The 17,037-nt window shown below is 64.8% G+C and carries 18 protein-coding genes and 1 pseudogene; 18 read left to right on the top strand and 1 reads right to left on the bottom strand.

The genetic code is table 11. From position 1 onward, the window contains the following. Positions 1-13 precede the first annotated feature (13 nt). The gene (locus CDA09_RS15285; protein WP_128106576.1) at positions 14-505 is read left to right on the top strand and encodes a protein YgfX; all 492 of its coding nucleotides are present in this window, start codon (positions 14-16) and stop codon (positions 503-505) included. Positions 506-532: 27 nt separating this feature from the next. Here CDA09_RS15285 and nadB read toward each other — a convergent pair whose 3' ends face one another. Next, the gene (nadB, locus tag CDA09_RS15280) at positions 533-2,116 is read right to left on the bottom strand and encodes an L-aspartate oxidase (protein WP_121430885.1); all 1,584 of its coding nucleotides are present in this window, start codon (positions 2,114-2,116) and stop codon (positions 533-535) included. Between the two features lie 224 nt (positions 2,117-2,340). On the opposite strand from nadB, the gene rpoE reads away from it, so the two are divergent. The 17 genes and pseudogenes from rpoE to pgsA all read left to right on the top strand — a co-directional run bounded on the left by rpoE (position 2,341) and on the right by pgsA (position 16,678). Beyond that, a complete protein-coding gene (gene rpoE, locus CDA09_RS15275; protein WP_121429434.1) occupies positions 2,341-2,940 on the top strand; it encodes an RNA polymerase sigma factor RpoE in 600 nt (199 codons plus the stop codon). Between the two features lie 9 nt (positions 2,941-2,949). Continuing rightward, positions 2,950-3,507, top strand: coding sequence for a sigma-E factor negative regulatory protein (locus CDA09_RS15270; RefSeq protein WP_121429433.1), 558 nt, complete (start codon positions 2,950-2,952; stop codon positions 3,505-3,507). Next, positions 3,504-4,468: pseudogene (locus tag CDA09_RS15265) on the top strand (MucB/RseB C-terminal domain-containing protein). Before CDA09_RS15270 ends, CDA09_RS15265 begins: the two are co-directional and overlap by 4 nt. Next, positions 4,465-4,938, top strand: a complete 474-nt coding sequence (locus tag CDA09_RS15260; RefSeq protein WP_121429432.1) for a SoxR reducing system RseC family protein — start codon at positions 4,465-4,467, stop codon at positions 4,936-4,938. Before CDA09_RS15265 ends, CDA09_RS15260 begins: the two are co-directional and overlap by 4 nt. Beyond that, a complete protein-coding gene (locus CDA09_RS15255; protein ID WP_121429431.1) occupies positions 4,935-6,359 on the top strand; it encodes a Do family serine endopeptidase in 1,425 nt (474 codons plus the stop codon). The genes CDA09_RS15260 and CDA09_RS15255 overlap by 4 nt, the downstream gene beginning before the upstream one ends. Before the next feature lie 23 nt (positions 6,360-6,382). After that, positions 6,383-6,622, top strand: a complete 240-nt coding sequence (locus CDA09_RS15250; RefSeq protein WP_121429430.1) for a glutaredoxin family protein — start codon at positions 6,383-6,385, stop codon at positions 6,620-6,622. Positions 6,623-6,677: 55 nt separating this feature from the next. After that, on the top strand, positions 6,678-8,474 hold the full coding sequence (lepA, locus tag CDA09_RS15245; protein ID WP_121429429.1) for a translation elongation factor 4: 1,797 nt from the start codon (positions 6,678-6,680) through the stop codon (positions 8,472-8,474). A gap of 41 nt (positions 8,475-8,515) precedes the next feature. Next, complete coding sequence (lepB, locus tag CDA09_RS15240) at positions 8,516-9,304, top strand: signal peptidase I (protein WP_121429428.1); 789 nt, start codon at positions 8,516-8,518, stop codon at positions 9,302-9,304. Positions 9,305-9,316: 12 nt separating this feature from the next. Beyond that, the gene (locus tag CDA09_RS15235; RefSeq protein WP_121429427.1) at positions 9,317-9,682 is read left to right on the top strand and encodes a DUF4845 domain-containing protein; all 366 of its coding nucleotides are present in this window, start codon (positions 9,317-9,319) and stop codon (positions 9,680-9,682) included. Next, a complete protein-coding gene (rnc, locus tag CDA09_RS15230; RefSeq protein WP_121429426.1) occupies positions 9,682-10,359 on the top strand; it encodes a ribonuclease III in 678 nt (225 codons plus the stop codon). Before CDA09_RS15235 ends, rnc begins: the two co-directional genes overlap by 1 nt. Next, the gene (gene era / locus CDA09_RS15225) at positions 10,356-11,282 is read left to right on the top strand and encodes a GTPase Era (protein WP_121429425.1); all 927 of its coding nucleotides are present in this window, start codon (positions 10,356-10,358) and stop codon (positions 11,280-11,282) included. Before rnc ends, era begins: the two co-directional genes overlap by 4 nt. Before the next feature lie 21 nt (positions 11,283-11,303). Next, positions 11,304-12,026 (top strand): DNA repair protein RecO, encoded by a 723-nt coding sequence (gene recO, locus CDA09_RS15220; protein WP_121429424.1) that lies wholly within the window; start codon positions 11,304-11,306, stop codon positions 12,024-12,026. Beyond that, positions 12,023-12,778, top strand: a complete 756-nt coding sequence (locus CDA09_RS15215) for a pyridoxine 5'-phosphate synthase (RefSeq protein WP_121429423.1) — start codon at positions 12,023-12,025, stop codon at positions 12,776-12,778. Before recO ends, CDA09_RS15215 begins: the two co-directional genes overlap by 4 nt. 10 nt (positions 12,779-12,788) lie before the next feature. Next, entirely contained in the window at positions 12,789-13,169 is a 381-nt protein-coding gene (acpS, locus tag CDA09_RS15210; protein WP_121429422.1) for a holo-ACP synthase, read from the top strand. Then, positions 13,166-14,233, top strand: coding sequence for a beta-N-acetylhexosaminidase (gene nagZ / locus CDA09_RS15205; protein ID WP_121429421.1), 1,068 nt, complete (start codon positions 13,166-13,168; stop codon positions 14,231-14,233). The genes acpS and nagZ overlap by 4 nt, the downstream gene beginning before the upstream one ends. 25 nt (positions 14,234-14,258) lie before the next feature. Next, the gene (gene uvrC / locus CDA09_RS15200) at positions 14,259-16,070 is read left to right on the top strand and encodes an excinuclease ABC subunit UvrC (protein WP_121429420.1); all 1,812 of its coding nucleotides are present in this window, start codon (positions 14,259-14,261) and stop codon (positions 16,068-16,070) included. A gap of 32 nt (positions 16,071-16,102) precedes the next feature. Beyond that, positions 16,103-16,678, top strand: a complete 576-nt coding sequence (gene pgsA / locus CDA09_RS15195; RefSeq protein WP_121429419.1) for a CDP-diacylglycerol--glycerol-3-phosphate 3-phosphatidyltransferase — start codon at positions 16,103-16,105, stop codon at positions 16,676-16,678. Positions 16,679-17,037 lie beyond the last annotated feature (359 nt).

Here is a 17,037-nt window from a genome sequence, read left to right as displayed (position 1 = left end):
GATGCGATAGCCCGTGCGCTATCCGCTGGAAATTGAGCTTCGGCCGTCGCGGCTGATGCTTCTGGCGAACGCCGCGATCCACGTGATTGCGGCGTTTGCATTTGTGCGCTCGTCCTTGCCTCTGCTGCTGGTGATCGTGGCCGTCGGCTGGCTCGTGGTCTCGCTACGGGAGACCGTCCGCATCGAACGCGACAAGGCGGGCGTGCGGCTGACGCTGGAAGAAGGGGGCGAACTGCGCGTCGCTCCAATGGGAGACCCGCGTCGCGTGGTTTACGGGGCCGCGGAGGGCAGCTGCGCCGATTTCGGTTGGGTCGTGTGGATCCACTGGCGCGGTGCGCGCGTCAGGGGGGCCAAGGTGAGGCCCCTCGTCGGTGCGATGATGCTCGTGCGGGGCAACCTGAATCAGGGTGACTGGCGCGGGCTGAAGATCTGGCTCAGGCACAAGGTGGACGCGGCGCAGACGCACACCTCTGGAGACGCCGCTCCAGCGCGGCGTCTGTCCTGATCCTCGAGAACCGGGAAAGCCCCGCGTTCAGGGACGGGGTGGCCGCAATACAGTGGGGCGCGCGACCGGGAGGGTGTCCGGATAGTCGCGGGAGCTGTGCAGGCCGCGGCTTTCCTTCCTGCGCAGGGCGCAGCGTACGATGAGGTCGGCTGTGACCACGAGGTTGCGCAGTTCGAGCAGGTCGTTGCTGACGCGGAAGTGCGAATAGAACTCGTTGATTTCCCGCGCCAGCAGCCGGATGCGGTGTTGTGCGCGCTGCAACCGCTTCGTCGTGCGCACGATGCCGACATAGTCCCACATGAAGCGCCGCAGTTCGGCCCAGTTGTGTGAAATGACGACTTCCTCGTCGGCGTCGGTGACCCGGCTCTCATCCCAATCGGGAAGTTTCGGCAGGGCGTCGCGTGGCCGGGAGAGGATGTCGTTGGCCGCGGCTTCACCGAAGACCAGGCATTCGAGGAGCGAGTTGCTGGCGAGCCGGTTGGCGCCATGCAGGCCCGTGCACGCCGATTCCCCGACGGAATACAGTCCCGGCACGTCGGTGCGTGCGGCAAGATCGGTGACGATGCCGCCGCAGGTATAGTGCGCCGCCGGCACCACGGGAATTCCTTCGCGCGTGATGTCGATGCCGAGCTTGAGGCAGCGCGCATGAATGTTCGGGAAGTGTTCGCGCAGCCAGTCGGCGGGCTTGTGACTGATGTCGAGATAGACGCAGTCGATCCCGTGTTTCTTCATCTCGAAGTCGATCGCGCGAGCGACGATGTCGCGTGGCGCGAGTTCCGCACGCGGATCGTGTGCGGGCATGAATCGCGTGCCGTCGGGCAGCTTGAGCAATCCGCCCTCGCCGCGCACCGCTTCCGAGATCAGGAAGGACCGCGCCTGCGGATGGTATAGGCAGGTCGGGTGGAACTGGATGAATTCCATGTTGGCGACGCGGCAGCCGGCGCGCCATGCCATCGCGATACCGTCGCCGGTTGCGACGCTCGGGTTCGTCGTATACATGTAGACCTTGCCGGCGCCGCCCGTCGCAATGACGGTGCTGCGGGCGGCGATCGTAACGACGTGGTTCGCGGCAATGTCGAACACGTAGGCGCCGAGGCAGCCCTTGCCGGGTTGACCGACCTTGTCGCCGAGCACGAGGTCGACGGCGATGTGGTTCTCGAGAATCTCGATGTTCGGATGCCTGCTGACCTGTTCGCTGAGCGTCGCCTGGACTGCCGCGCCGGTGGCGTCGGCGGCGTGGATGATGCGCCGGTGCGAGTGGCCGCCTTCGCGTGTGAGGTGGTAGCCGAGGCTCGACTCGTCTTCGCGCGTGAAAGGAACGCCGCGCCCGATCAGCCATTCGATGGCCGCCTTGCCGTGTTCGACGACGTAGCGCGTGGCCTTGGGGTCGCACAGGCCGCCGCCCGCGATGAAGGTGTCCTGGATATGGGCTTCGATGCTGTCCGAGGTGTCGAGGACTGCAGCGATGCCCCCTTGTGCCCACGCGCTGGCGCTATCGGAAATCGCACGCTTGGTGACGAGGCCGACGCGGAGGTGATCGGCGAGGCGCAGTGCGATGGATTGCCCGGCGGCCCCGCTGCCGAGAATGAGTACGTCGTATTGTTTTGACAAGATCGTTTTGTGCAAATGATCGTGAAGTCGGAAACTATATCACGTCCGTCGCATTGCTCCGGAACACCGGCCGCGGCTGCGTTGGGTCCGCGGCGGAAAACCCCTCTGCGGTCTGAACTATTTCAAGGCGTGTCGGTCTTCTGATTAGCTTCGACTTTGCCGGAGACACGGTCGGGTCGCTATACTGGCGCGGATTTTGCCCAACATAGAGAAACGACCCGCCCATGAGCGATCGCGAGATAGATCAGCAGCTTGTCGAACGCGTTCAGCGCGGCGACAAGCAGGCGTTCGGCTTGCTGGTAGCCAAGTACCAACGCAAGCTGCACAGGCTGCTGTCCCGCCTGATCCGTGATTCGGCCGAGGTCGAAGACGTGGCCCAGGAAACCTTCATCAAGGCGTATCGCGCCTTGGGTTCGTTTCGTGGCGACAGTGCTTTTTACACGTGGCTTTATCGTATCGGAATCAATACCGCCAAGAACTATCTGGTTTCACAGGGCCGACGGGCACCGACCTCGACGGGGTTCGATTCGGAAGAGGCCGAGACGTTCGAGGAAGGCGAACAGTTGCGTGACATCAACACGCCTGAGCGCTTGATGATGACGCGGCAGATCGGCCAGACGGTCGATCAGGCGATGGAGGCGCTGCCGGAGGAATTGCGTACGGCGATCATGCTGAGGGAGCTCGAAGGGCTGAGCTACGAGGAGATCGCGAGCATCATGGATTGTCCGATCGGAACCGTGCGTTCGCGAATCTTCCGCGCGCGCGAGGCCATTGCGGAAAGACTGCGGCCGCTGCTGGACACGGCACCTGATAAACGTTGGTAGGTGGTACTCATGAAGGACAGATTGTCGGCACTTCTGGATGGTGATCTCGACGAGCAGGCGGCGCACCCGGTGTTCGAGTCGATGAGACGTGATCCGTCGTTGCGCACAGACTGGGAAGCATATTGCGTGATCGGCGATGTGCTGCGCGGCGACCGTCACGGCAGCGCCGGTTTCATAGGACGCGTGATGGCGAGCATCAGCGATGAGCCGACTTTGCTCGCCCCCCCATTGCAGACGGCTCCGGGGAACGGCCGCGCGTGGCGTTCGCTGATGCCGCTGGCCGCCTCGCTGATGGGAGTGGCGGCCGTCGGCTGGGTCGCGCATGCGCTGTACAGTGATCAGGGGTCGGGAATGGGCAGTGCGATCGCGGTTGCGCGAGCGCCGGTGGTCGTCGCCAGCCCCGTGGCGGTAAGATCCGTCGCGGTTGCTCCGACGCCTGCCGCTGTAGTCGATCCGACTCGCGAGTATCTTTTCGTCCATCAGGCGATGGCTGGCGGCGGGTCGATCTCGAGCGTGATCCAGCACGTGCGTGTCGTTTCCGATGTCGGTCAGGACAGTGGTCGATGAGGCGTCTGTCGGCTGTCTTGGCGGTCTGCGCAGTATTGATGCAGGCGCCGGCGTTTGCGGAATCCCTGGGTGACCCCCTGTCCTGGCTCGGGCGCGTGGCGACCGCGGGCCAGCGCCTCAACTATTCGGGCACCTTCATCTATCAGTCGGGCAAAAATTTCGAGACTTCGCGCATCGTTCACATGAGCGATGCCAACGGTGAGCATGAGCGCCTCGAGGTGCTCGATGGCAGTCCGCGCGAGGTGATCCGCAGCAACAGCGAAGTGCGATGCGTGCTGCCGGACCAGAAGACCGTCATCGTGGACCGTCCCGGCAGCCGTCGAGCATTTCCTTCGCGGCTGCCCGTGGCGTTCGGTGGCCTGGCCGAGAACTATCGCATCCGCAAAGGTAATGTGGGCCGCGTGGCGGGGCTGGACGCGCAGCAGATCATTCTCGAACCGAAGGATGACCTGCGCTTCGGATATCAGCTATGGGCGGAACTGCAGTCCGGACTGCTGCTCAAGGCACGCACGGTTGACGAGCGCGGCGAGATCGTCGAGCAATTCACTTTCAGTGACGTGAAGATCGGCGGCGAGATCGGCAGCGATGCTTTCCGCCCGCGCAACGTGAAGCACAGCGACTGGCGCATCGTGCAGGCCAACGGGGTGGAGGTGCGCAAGGAAGAGAGCGGCTGGGTGTTGAATACGCCCTTGAATGGCTTTGCGCTCATGTCGGTGATGCGCAGGCCGCTCGGACGTGACCGGGGCGAAGCGCTGCACATGGTGTATAGCGACGGTCTGGCATCGATTTCGGTGTTCATCGAGCCGAATGACGGCTCGCGCGCGGACCTGGGGCCGTTCGCCAGCGGCGCGATCAATATCTACAAGCGCGTCGTGGGGGGCATCTCGTGACGGCTTTGGGCGAGGTGCCGTTACGTGCGGTGCAGCGCCTGGGCGATGCGGTCGAGCCGGTGGTGCGATGAACGAAGCACAAGGCGTGATCGAACGTCTGGAGGGCGATCACGCGTGGGTCCGCCTCACCGAGCGGGCAGGCGGTTGCGGGCGGTGCGACGAGCCCGGCGGATGCCGTTCGACGGGGCTCGCATATGCTTTCAAGGCGCCGAGCGCGGTGTTTTCGATTGCCAATCCGATCCATGCCGAGCCGGGCGAGTCGGTGCGCCTGCGCATGCGCGAAGGGGCGCCGCTGCGCGCGGCATTGATGGGTTACGGCCTGTCTGCATGCCTGCTGCTGATCGGGGCGGCAATCGGCAGTGCGGTGGCCGATGCCGGAAGCGAGGATCTGGCTGCGGCGGTCGGCGGCGTTGTCGGTCTCGTCATGGCCTTTGCGGTCAATCGCATGGCGTTTCGCAGCCGGACGCTGCGCAGCGGCTTCGAAATCGAGGTGCTGCGCGGTAGCGTTTGTTGCGGCCCGACTCGCGCGGAGCAGGAATGAGGCTGCTCCGTCTAGGTCACGCCTGCATCTTCGCATTGGTGTGTGTGTTTTTCGCGCCGGCAGCCGAGGCAGTCGGCAGCCTGATCGCGCTGCCGGATTTCACGCAACTCGTACAACGGCATAGCGCGGCGGTCGTGAATATCAGTGCCGCGCAGGCCGGGAAGGCGGGCGCGCCGGGTTTTCCCGGGCTGAGTCCCGACGACCCGATGTTCGACTTCTTCAAGCGCTTTGGTCCGCGCAAGCCCGAGCATCCCCGCATCGATCCCGACAACAAGTCGCTGGGTTCCGGCTTCATCGTCAGCCCTGACGGCTACATCCTGACCAATGCGCATGTCGTGGCCGAGGCGGACGAGATCATCGTTCGGCTCGTCGACAAGCGCGAGTTCCGTGCGCGCGTGGTGGGTGCGGACGCACGCTCCGACGTGGCGCTGATCAAGATCGATGCCACCGACCTGCCACGCCTGACGATTGGGGACCCGGACAAGCTGCAGGTCGGCGAATGGGTGGTCGCGATCGGCTCGCCCTTCGGCTTCGACCATTCCGTGACGGCGGGGATCGTCAGTGCCAAGGGGCGCAGTCTCCCCGACGAGAACTTCGTGCCCTTCATCCAGACCGATGTCGCCATCAACCCCGGCAACTCGGGCGGGCCGCTCTTCAACCTGAAGGGCGAGGTCGTTGGCATCAATTCGCAGATCTACAGCCAGACGGGCGGATTCATGGGGCTGTCGTTCGCGATCCCGATCAACCTCGCGATGGAGATCCAGAGCCAGCTCAAGGCCAGCGGACGAGTGCAGCGCGGCCGCATCGGCGTCGCGATCCAGGAAGTGACCCGCTCGCTTGCCGAGAGCTTCGCTTTGCCGCGTGCGGAAGGGGCGCTCGTCAGCGGCGTCGAGGCCGGAGGGCCGGCGGCGAAGGCCGGAATCGAGCAGGGTGACGTGATCGTGCGTTTTGCCGGCAAGACGGTCGAGGAGTCCAGCGATCTGCCGCGGATCGTGTCCTCGAGCCGACCGGGGGCGCAAGTCGGCCTTTCGCTGTACCGGAACGGTGCGTTGCGCGAGGTCAACATCACGGTCGGCGAGTGGGCAGACGACGGGCGTTCGCGCGTCCGGCGGGGGGAGCACTCCCAGCCGGCACCGAACAAGCTCGGGCTGGTGCTCGCCGTCCCGAGCCCGACACAGAAGCGCGAGCGGAACGTGGAGCACGGTCTGGTGATCGAGCGGGTGCAGGGCGCCGCGGCGCGGGCCGACCTGCAGCCGGGTGATATCGTTCTTGCGGTCGTCATGAGCGGGCGGCAGGTCGCATTGAAGACGGTCGAGGGCTTCGCGCGCCTGGCCTCCGAAGTGAAGGACGGTCAGCAAGTGACCCTGCTGGTGCACCGGGGTACCGGGGCGAGCTACGTGACCTTGAGGGCGGGAGAGTGAGCCGCACGCGCGAATTGACCGTGATGAGCCGGCAGTGGTGCCACCTGTGCCACGACCTCGTCGGACAGTTGCAGCCGCTTGCCGACGAACTCGGATGGACGGTTCGCATCCTCGACGTGGATGCCGACCCGATGCTGGAGGCCAGGTGGGATGAGCTGGTTCCGGTCGTTCTGGCCGGGAGCACTGAACTGTGCCGCTACCATCTGGACGAGGCGGTGATCCGTGCCTATTGCGGGCGTTTTCCGCTAGAATCCGCCGTTTAGCCGATTCAAACCGATTCATCCTGGGTGCCGCATGGCACCTTTCTTTTGTTGGCGCATGCAACACATCAGAAATTTCTCCATCATCGCCCACATCGATCACGGCAAGTCCACGCTGGCCGATCGGCTCATCCACTATTGCGGCGGCCTGTCGGACCGCGAGATGGAGGAGCAGGTGCTCGATTCGATGGATCTCGAGCGCGAGCGCGGGATCACGATCAAGGCGCAGACCGCGGCCCTGCAATACAAGGCGAAGGACGGGCAGGTCTATAACCTGAACCTGATCGACACGCCGGGACACGTCGACTTCTCGTACGAGGTCAGCCGATCACTGTCGGCCTGCGAAGGGGCGCTGCTGGTGGTCGATGCGTCGCAGGGTGTCGAGGCGCAGACGGTTGCGAACTGCTACACGGCCATCGAGCAGGAGGTCGAGGTCGTTCCGGTCCTCAACAAGATCGACCTGCCGGCGGCGGATCCGGACAATGCACGCCAGGAGATCGAGGACGTCATCGGCGTCGACGCGTCGGAGGCGGTCCTGTGTTCGGCCAAGACCGGTCTTGGCATCGAGGATGTGCTCGAGACGGTGGTGCGCCGTGTGCCGCCGCCCAAGGGTGATCCGGCTGCGCCGCTGAAAGCGCTGATCATCGACTCGTGGTTCGACAACTACGTCGGCGTCGTCATGCTGGTGCGCGTCGTCGACGGGGTGCTGCGGCCGAAGGACCGCATCCTGCTGATGGCGACGGGCGCGCAGTACCCGTGCGACCAGGTCGGCGTGTTCACGCCGCGCTCGGTTGCGCGCAGCGAACTGTCGGCGGGCGAGGTCGGTTTCATCATTGCCGGCATCAAGGAATTGCAGGCCGCGAAGGTCGGCGACACCGTGACGCTCGCGAGCCGGCCGGCGGCCGAGCCGCTGCCGGGCTTCAAGGAGATCAAGCCGCAGGTGTTTGCGGGCCTGTATCCGGTCGAGTCGAGCGAGTACGACCAGTTGCGCGATTCGCTGGAGAAGCTGCGCCTCAATGATGCTTCGCTGCAATTCGAGCCCGAGGTTTCGCAGGCGCTCGGTTTCGGCTTCCGTTGCGGCTTCCTCGGCTTGCTGCACATGGACATCGTGCAGGAGCGTCTCGAGCGCGAATTCGACATGAACCTGATCACCACGGCGCCGACCGTGGTGTACGAAGTGGTGATGAACAGCGGCGAAGTGATCCACGTCGAGAATCCTTCGAAGCTTCCCGACCTGTCGAAGGTCGCCGAGATCCGCGAACCGATCATCACGGCGACCATCTTCATGCCGCAGGACTATGTCGGCCCGGTCATCACGCTATGCAACCTGAAGCGTGGCGTGCAGGTGGACATGCGCTACCACGGCCGCCAGGTGCAGCTGATCTACGATCTGCCGATGAACGAAGTCGTCATGGACTTCTTCGACAAGCTGAAATCGGTGTCGCGCGGTTACGCGTCCCTCGATTACGAATTCAAGGAATATCGCGCGGCCGATCTGGTGAAGCTCGACATGATGGTCGGGGGCGAGAAGGTCGATGCGCTGTCGGTGATCGTGCATCGCGCTTCGGCGCAGTACCGCGGCCGAGAAGTGGCGGCGAAGCTGCGTTCGCTGATTCCGCGCCAGATGTTCGACGTCGCGGTCCAGGCGGCGATCGGCTCGCACATCATCGCGCGCGAAACGATCAAGGCACTGCGCAAGAACGTGCTCGCGAAGTGCTACGGCGGCGACATCACCCGCAAGAAGAAGCTTCTCGAGAAGCAGAAGGAAGGCAAGAAGCGCATGAAGCAGGTCGGCAACGTGGAAATTCCGCAGGAAGCCTTCCTCTCCGTGCTGCGGGTGGACGAAGGCAAGTAGGCGGCGCGCCGCCCATCGAAACGCGACGAAACGGAGTCTGTGTGAATTTTGCGCTGGTATTGTTCCTGCTGCTGGTGGCGACGGCGATCCTGTGGGCCATCGACCGGTTCTACGCGCGCAAGCGCCGCGCGCCTGGGGCGCCCACGCCATGGTGGGTGGAGTACGGGGCGAGCTTCTTTCCGGTGATCCTGATCGTTTTCGGCTTGCGCTCGTTCATCGTCGAACCGTTCAAGATTCCATCCGGCTCGATGATCCCGACGCTGCTGGTCGGCGACTTCATCCTCGTGAACAAGTGGACGTACGGTATTCGCCTGCCGGTGATCAACAAGAAGATCATCGAGGTGAATAAACCCAGGCGGGGTGATGTGATGGTGTTCCGCTACCCAGCCGATCCGTCGATGGACTACATCAAGCGCGTCGTCGGCCTGCCGGGCGACAAGATCGAATACATCGACAAGCACCTGCGTATCAACGGCGAACCGGTGGCGATGTCCCCGCAGGACGACTACCTGCATCCCGATCGCCTGTACTACTCGCCGCGCTTCTCGGAAAAGCTCGGCACGGTGGAGCATTCGGTGCTGATCGAGCGCGACGTGCCGCCCTTCGTGCCGCAGGTGCTCGATTATCCGCATCGCGAGAACTGCACCTATACTACGGCCGGCGTGCGTTGCACCGTACCCGAAGGGCATTACTTCGTGATGGGCGACAATCGTGACGCCAGCAGCGACAGTCGCGTGTGGGGGTTCGTCCCGGATGAGAACATCGTCGGCAAGGCGTTCTTCATCTGGTTCAACTTCAATGACATGAAACGGATTGGCGGATTCCACTGATACGGAGATGGCATGCGGATGAGGAAATGGCAGAAGGGCATGAGCCCGATCAGCGTACTGATTGTGGGCGGCCTGCTGGGTTTCGTGCTGCTGATCGGTTTTCGCGCCGTGCCTGCGGTGAACGAATACCTTGCGATCCAGCGCATCATCAAGAAGGTGGCCGACGAGGGCGACGGGGGCGCGTCGATCGCCGACATGCGCAAGAGCTTCGAGCGCCGTGGCCAGATCGATGACGTGGTGACGGTCACCGGTGCGGATCTCGACATCAGGAAGCAAGGCAACAAGGTCGTGATCGATGTCGAGTACGCCCGCAAGGTTCCGGTGGTCGCTAATGTCAGCCTGCTGATCGACTTCCAGGCGTCTTCGACCGGACGATAGTGATAGCCAATCCGGATCGACTCCAGCGTCTCGTCGGGCATCAGTTCGGCGACCCTTCGCTGTTGGAGCAGGCGCTCACGCACCGCAGTTTCGGCCAGCCCAACAACGAGCGGCTGGAGTTCCTGGGCGACAGCATCCTGAACTGCGTGATCGCGATAGCGCTGTTCGAACGCTTCGGCGAGTTGCGCGAAGGCGAGATGTCGCGCCTGCGCGCCTCGCTCGTGTGCCAGGACGGCCTGCACCGGATCGCGCGTGAGCTCGATCTGGGCGAATACCTGCGTCTCGGCGAAGGAGAACTGAAGAGCGGCGGTTTCCGGCGCCCATCGATCCTGGCCGATGCGCTGGAGGCGACGTTCGCGGCGGTCTTCCTCGATCGCGGTTTCGAGGCCGCGAAGGCGGTGATCGATCGTCTGTATGCGCCTCTCATTGCGGCAATCGATCCGCGCGTCGCGTCGAAGGACCCGAAGACCGCGTTGCAGGAACACCTTCAGGGGCGCAGGTTGCCGCTGCCGACCTACACGACCGTGAAAGTGCATGGCGAGGCGCATGCGCAGGAATTCGAAGTCACGTGCGAGGTCAACGCGCTGAAGATCCGTACCACCGGGCGCGGCGCGAGCCGCCGCGCCGCCGAGCAGCAGTCGGCCGAGAACGCGCTGGCGCAGTTGAGGAAGTCATGAGTCTGGATGCAAACGCCGAGAACGGGTCGGCAGCAACGCCCGAGGGATTCCGCACGGGGTTCGTCGCCATCGTCGGTCGCCCCAATGTCGGCAAATCGACGCTGTTGAATCGCCTGATCGGACAGAAGATCAGCATCGTGTCGCGCAAGGCGCAGACGACACGGCACCGCGTGACCGGCATCCTGACCAACGAGCAGGCGCAGTTCGTGTTCGTCGACACGCCGGGCTTCCAGACCAAGCATCGCAATGCGCTCAACCGTTCGATGAACCGCACGGTGTCGCAGGTGCTCGCCGACGTGGATCTCGTGCTCTTCGTGATCGAGGCGGGTCGCTTCGGCGAGGACGACCGCAAGGTGGTCGAAGTGCTGCCGCGCGAGGGGAAGGTCGTGCTGGTGATCAACAAGGTCGACCGACTCGCCGACAAGACCCAGTTGCTGCCCTTCATCGCGCGCGTCAAGGATGTCCATCCCTTTACCGAGGTCGTGCCGCTCAGTGCTGAAAGAGGGACGAACGTCGAGCAGCTGCTGAAGGCGGTGACGCCGCTGCTGCCCGAGGGCGCGCCGATGTACGGCGAGGACGAGGTCACCGACCGCAGCGAGCGCTTTCTCGCGGCGGAATTCCTGCGCGAGAAGCTCTTTCGGCTGCTCGGCGACGAACTGCCCTACGGTATTGCGGTGGAAGTCGAGAAATTCGAGACCGAAGGAAGCTTGCGGCGGATCCATGCCGCGGTTGTCGTCGACCGCGCCAGCCACAAGGCGATCGTCATCGGCAAGGGCGGCGAGCAGCTCAAGCGCATCGCCTCCGAAGCGCGCGTGGAGCTCGAGCAACTGTTCGACGGCAAGGTCTTTCTCGAGGTGTGGGTCAAGGTCAAGAGCGGCTGGGCCGACGACGAGCGCGCGCTCAAGAGCCTGGGCTACGAGTAAGGCCTGCGGGCGCGTGTCCTCGTGAGCCAGAAGCAGCGCGTAGGCGAGCAGCCCGGTTTCGTCCTGCATACGCATCCCTGGCGCGAGACGAGCCTCATCGTCGAGGCGTTCTCGCGCGATCACGGACGCATCGCGCTGGTTGCGAAGGGCGCGCGGCGCCCGCTGTCGGCGTTGCGTGGCGTCATCATGGCGTTTCAGCCGCTCCTGCTCGACTGGTCGGGCGGCGGCGAGGTCAAGACGCTGGTGCGCGCCGAGCGCGGCGGCGGGCAGCCGCTGCTGACCGGCCGCGCGCTGATGTGCGGCTATTACCTGAACGAATTGCTCGTGCGCCTGACGCCGCGCGAGGATCCGCATCCCGCCCTGTTCGACGCCTATGCACGGGCGATCGCGATTCTGGCGCGCAATGAGCCTCAGGAGCCGGTGCTGCGCCGATTCGAACTCGCGTTGCTGCGCGAGCTCGGCTACGGAATCGGCCTGGATACCGACAGCGACTCGGGCGAGCCCGTCGAGCCCGGCGAGGGCTACGTCTATATAATCGAGCGCGGTCCGGTGCGGATGCCCGACGCGACGGGCGATCTGCCGTCGGTGAGCGGGCAGACCCTGCTCGACTTGGAGCACGAGGATTTCTCTCGCGCGGAAACGCTGGTGCAGAGCAAGGCGCTGCTCCGAATGCTGATCAATCATTACCTCGGCGGACAGACGCTGCAGTCGCGCCGGGTTCTAAAGGAGTTGCTGGAGCTGTGATCGAACTCGGCGTGAATATCGACCATGTGGCGACGCTGCGGCAGGCGCGCCGTACCTGGGAGCCGGACCCGGTGTGGGCGGCCGTGGAGGCGCACCTTGGCGGCGCGGACGGCATTACCGTGCATCTGCGCGAGGATCGGCGCCACATTCAGGACGAGGACGTGCGCCGCTTGCGCGAGCTCACGCAGGTCAAGCTGAACCTGGAGATGGCCGCGACGGACGAGATGGTCGGGATCGCGTGCCGGCTCAAGCCCGAGATGGCGATGCTGGTGCCCGAAGGCCGGCACGAGGTGACGACCGAAGGGGGGCTCGACGTGGTCGCGCAGGAGGTGCGCCTGAAGGGCGTGGTCGGCCGTCTGGCTGACGCAGGGATCGTCACGAGCGTGTTCATAGACGCCGAGGTTGCACAGGTCGAGGCCGCCGCGCGGATCGGGGCGCGGGTGTGCGAGATCCACACGGGGCCTTATGCCCATGCCTTCCACAATGCCGGAAGGGACGCCGAGAGTGGATCCGTGCTCGCGGAAATCGGGAAGGTCCGCGAGGCGGGCGAGGCGATCCGCGGGCTGGGCATGCGCTTCAATGCTGGTCACGCCCTGAACTATTACAACGTGCAGCCGATCGCGCGGCTTGCGGGCGTGCGCGAATTGCACATCGGCCACTCGATCGTCAGCCGTGCGGTGCTGGCCGGCATGCGCGAGGCCGTTCGGGAGATGAAACGGCTGATGCGCGAGGCAGCCGGGCAGGGCAGCTGAGCATCGCCGGATGATCCACGGAATCGGCACGGACATCGTTCACATTGCACGCTTGCGGGCTGCCCTGGAGCGGCATGGCGATCGCTTCGCCGCGCGGGTCCTTGCCGACGGCGACGAGCGGGCGGGGTTCAGGGCCAGCCGTGATCCGGCGCGCTTCCTTGCCAAGCGATTCGCTGCCAAGGAAGCATTCGGCAAGGCCTTGGGGACTGGCGTCGCCGTCCCGGCGACCCTTCACGCGGTGCGGGTCGGGCACGATGAGCTCGGCAAGCCGGTCTACCTGTTCGATGACGGGCTCGCCGCCTACATGCGGGAGCGTGGCCTCACCGCTCATCTGAGCCTGAGCGACGAAGCCGACTATGTCGTCGCGTTTGCGCTGATCGAGAAACCATGAATTCCACTGCTGAAAACAAGATCCGCCTGCCCCTCGGGCCGGTGATGCTCGACGTCGTGGGGACGACGCTCACGGACGAGGAGCGCGAGCGCCTGTGTGATCCGCTGGTGGGCGGCGTGATCCTGTTCGCGCGCAATTTCACCGACTGCGATCAACTCTCGGCGCTGACCGCGGACATTCACGCGCTGCGCGATCCGGCGCTGGTGATCGCGGTCGATCACGAAGGCGGCCGTGTGCAGCGTTTCCGTTCCGACGGGTTCACGCGCCTGCCGTCGATGCGCCGGCTGGGGCAATTGTGGGCGCAGGACCATGTCGCCGCGCTCGACGCCGCGCGCTCGGTCGGCTTCGTTCTCGCTGCCGAGTTGCTGGCCCATGGTGTCGATCTCAGCTTCGCGCCGGTGCTGGACCTCGACTACGGTTGTAGCCGGGTGATCGGGGACCGCTCCTTCCACCGCGATCCGCAGGTTGCGGCGACGCTCGCCCAGGCGCTGGCCGCGGGCATGGCCGAGGCGGGGATGGGCTGTGTGGGCAAGCATTTTCCCGGACATGGTTTCGTCGAAGCCGATTCGCATCTGGAAATCCCCGTCGACGAGCGCGACTTCGACGCGATCTGGAACGAGGACATCGTCCCGTATCGGCATCGCATCGGCAGGCAACTCTCCGGCGTGATGCCGGCGCACGTGATCTACCCGAAGGTCGATCCGAATCCCGCAGGTTTTTCGCGCTTCTGGCTGCAGGACGTGCTGCGCACGCGCGTCGGCTTCACGGGCGTGGTGTTCAGTGACGACCTGACGATGGAGGGGGCGGCAGTGGCCGGCGACATCCTCGCGCGCGCGAAGGCGGCCCATGCGGCGGGTTGCGACATGGTGCTCGTATGCAACCGTCCCGATCTGGCCGCGGATCTGCTGGATCGCTGGGTGCCGGACGTGCAGCCGGAAAGCCGGGCGCGCATCGAGGCCTTGCGCGCGCGCCCGCAGTTCCCGGACGCCTTCGCGCTCGAACTGAGCCCGGTCTATCAGCAGGCGCGCGGAATCGTCGCGGAGATCCCGGAAGAGATCGCCTGAGCCTCCGATCGCACGTTCGCCGCCCATGACCGACTCCGTGGCGCCTTTCGACGCCAAGGCCTTCCTGAAGACCGTACCCGAGGAGCCCGGCGTCTATCGCATGATCGGCGCCGAGGAGCGGGTGCTTTACGTCGGCAAGGCCAAGAATCTCAAGCGGCGGGTGTCGAGCTATTTCCAGCGCACCCAGCCCAGCCCGCGCATCGCGATGATGGTGGCGCAGATCAGGCGCGTCGACGTGACGGCGACGCGCTCCGAGGCCGAGGCGCTGATCCTCGAGAACAACCTCATCAAGAGCCTCGCGCCGCGCTACAACATCCTGTTTCGCGACGACAAGTCCTACCCCTACATCGAACTTTCCGGCGACGGGTTCCCGCGCCTCGCCTACCATCGCGGTGCGTTCACGAAAGGCGCGCGCTACTTCGGGCCGTTTCCCAACGCCTGGGCCGTGCGCGAAAGCATCCACCTGCTGCAGAAGACCTTCCAGCTGCGCACCTGCGAGAACTCGGTCTTCCAGAACCGCTCGCGCCCCTGCCTGCTGCATCAGATCAAGCGCTGCACCGCGCCGTGCGTGGGCCTGATCGACAGTGACGATTACGCCGCCGACGTGAAGCTTGCGGCCCGCTTCCTCGACGGGCGCGCCTCCGAAGTCATCGACGACCTGACGGCGCGCATGCACGCCGCCGCCGAGCGCCTCGCGTTCGAGGAGGCGGCTGCGATCCGCGATCAGGTGCGCGTGCTGCAGGCGGTGCTGCAGCGCCAATACGTCGACAGCCGCAAGGACGAAGATGTCGACATCATCGCTGCGGTCGAGGAGGGCGGGCTGACCTGCGTGAATATCGCCATGGTGCGCGGCGGCCGGCATCTGGGCGATCGCCCCCAGTTTCCGAGCGCGGCAGCGGGCTGTGGTGCGCTCGACGGTGCACTGGCCTTTGTCGAGCAGCACTATCGGGATCACGGCATGCCGGCGCGGGTGCTGCTCAACGTTTCGCTGGAGCCGGTGAAGGCCTTGATGGCCGAGATCAGCGACAAACCTGGCGCCTTGGTCGTGCCGCGCAATACGGCCGAAAAGGCGTGGATGGAGATGGCGGAGAACAACGCGCGGCTCGCGATCCTCGCCCGCGCGCGCGATACCGGGCGCAGCGAGGCGCGTCTGGAGGCGTTGCGCGACGCGCTGGACCTGGCCGAGGCGCCCCGGCGCATCGAATGCTTCGACATCAGTCACACGATGGGCGAGGCGACGGTCGCGTCGTGCGTCGTGTGTGTCGATGGCGCCATGAAGAATTCGGAGTACCGCCGTTACAACATCGCGGGCATCACCGGCGGCGACGATTTTGCGGCGATGCGGCAGGTGCTCGAGCGCCGCTACGGCAAGGTCGCGGCCGGCGAGGGGTTGTGTCCGGACCTGATCCTGATCGACGGCGGCAAGGGGCAGGTCAGTTCGGCCCTGGCGGTGCTGACCGAGGTCGGGCTGGAGTCCATCGCGATGGTCGGCGTCGCAAAAGGCGAGGAGCGTAAGCCGGGCCTCGAGACGCTGATCTTCCCGGACGGGCGGACGCCCCTGAATCTCGCATCGGATCATCCGGCCCTGCACCTGATCCAGGAAATCCGCGACGAGGCACACCGTTTCGCGATCACCGGTCACCGTGCGCGCCGGGCCAAGGCGCGCATCGGGTCGCGGCTGGAAGACATTCCGGGCGTGGGTGCGACCCGCCGCCGCAACCTGCTCGCGACCTTCGGCGGACTCGACGGCGTGCGCGCCGCGACGGTCGAGGATCTGTGCCGCGTCGATGGCGTGAGCCGAAAGCTCGCTGAAGCGATATACAATGCCCTGCATTGACATGCAGTTGTCGCATTTCTTTCACTTTCTCGATGCAGATCAACATTCCGAACTCGCTGACCTGGGCGCGCATCGCGCTGATACCGCTCTTTGTCGGTGTCTTTTACCTCCCGGAAAGCTGGGTTGATCTGCCGGAAAAGAACCTCGCCGCAACACTGATCTTCATCGTCGCGGCGGTCACCGACTGGTTCGACGGTTATTTGGCGCGCGCGCTGAACCAGACCTCCGCGTTCGGCGCCTTTCTCGACCCCGTCGCCGACAAGCTGATGGTGGCGGCCGCGCTCATCCTGCTCGTCCAGCTGGCGCGCGTGGATTCGGTGATCGCCGTCGTCATCATCGGGCGCGAGATCACGATCTCCGCGCTACGGGAGTGGATGGCCCGCATCGGGGCGTCCGCAGGCGTCGCCGTCGCCTTCGTCGGCAAGCTGAAGACCGCGGCACAGATGACCGCGATTCCGCTTCTGCTGTACGACGCACCCCTGTTGCACCTGAATGTCCGGACGATCGGCGAGGTGCTGATCTATGTCGCGGCGGCCTTGACCCTGTGGTCGATGGGTTACTACCTGCATCGCGCAATGCCCCATCTGGCGAACGAAGGGAACAAATAGTGTGTCCGCCGATGCTGGGCAGGGGCCGCGTTGCACGGTAGAATGCCCAGCCCTCGCGGGCCGGGATGGTGAAATCGGTAGACACAGCAGACTTAAAATCTGTTTTGTCAAGTTTTTTTCTCTCGTACCACCAGGGCGGAAGGTCAGTAGTGACAATGGTTTGCGAACATCCAAGGCGTATCTTCGCGGCTCGGCTTGATGGTCAGGAGCCAAGCAGGAGCCAGTAGAGAGAGTGTAGGCTCCTGAGCAGCACGTAATGCCCGAGTGGTGAAATCGGTAGACACAAGGGACTTAAACAATTTGAGCCTTCGGGTGGAAACGCCCGAAGTGAAGCCCGTCAAAGTCGGCGAAAGCCCTGG

This window comes from Azoarcus sp. DN11, assembly GCF_003628555.1.
GTDB lineage: Bacteria > Pseudomonadota > Gammaproteobacteria > Burkholderiales > Rhodocyclaceae > Aromatoleum.
The sequence above is the reverse complement of the archived record's forward strand: the minus strand, read 5'-3'. Positions and strand labels throughout refer to the sequence as shown.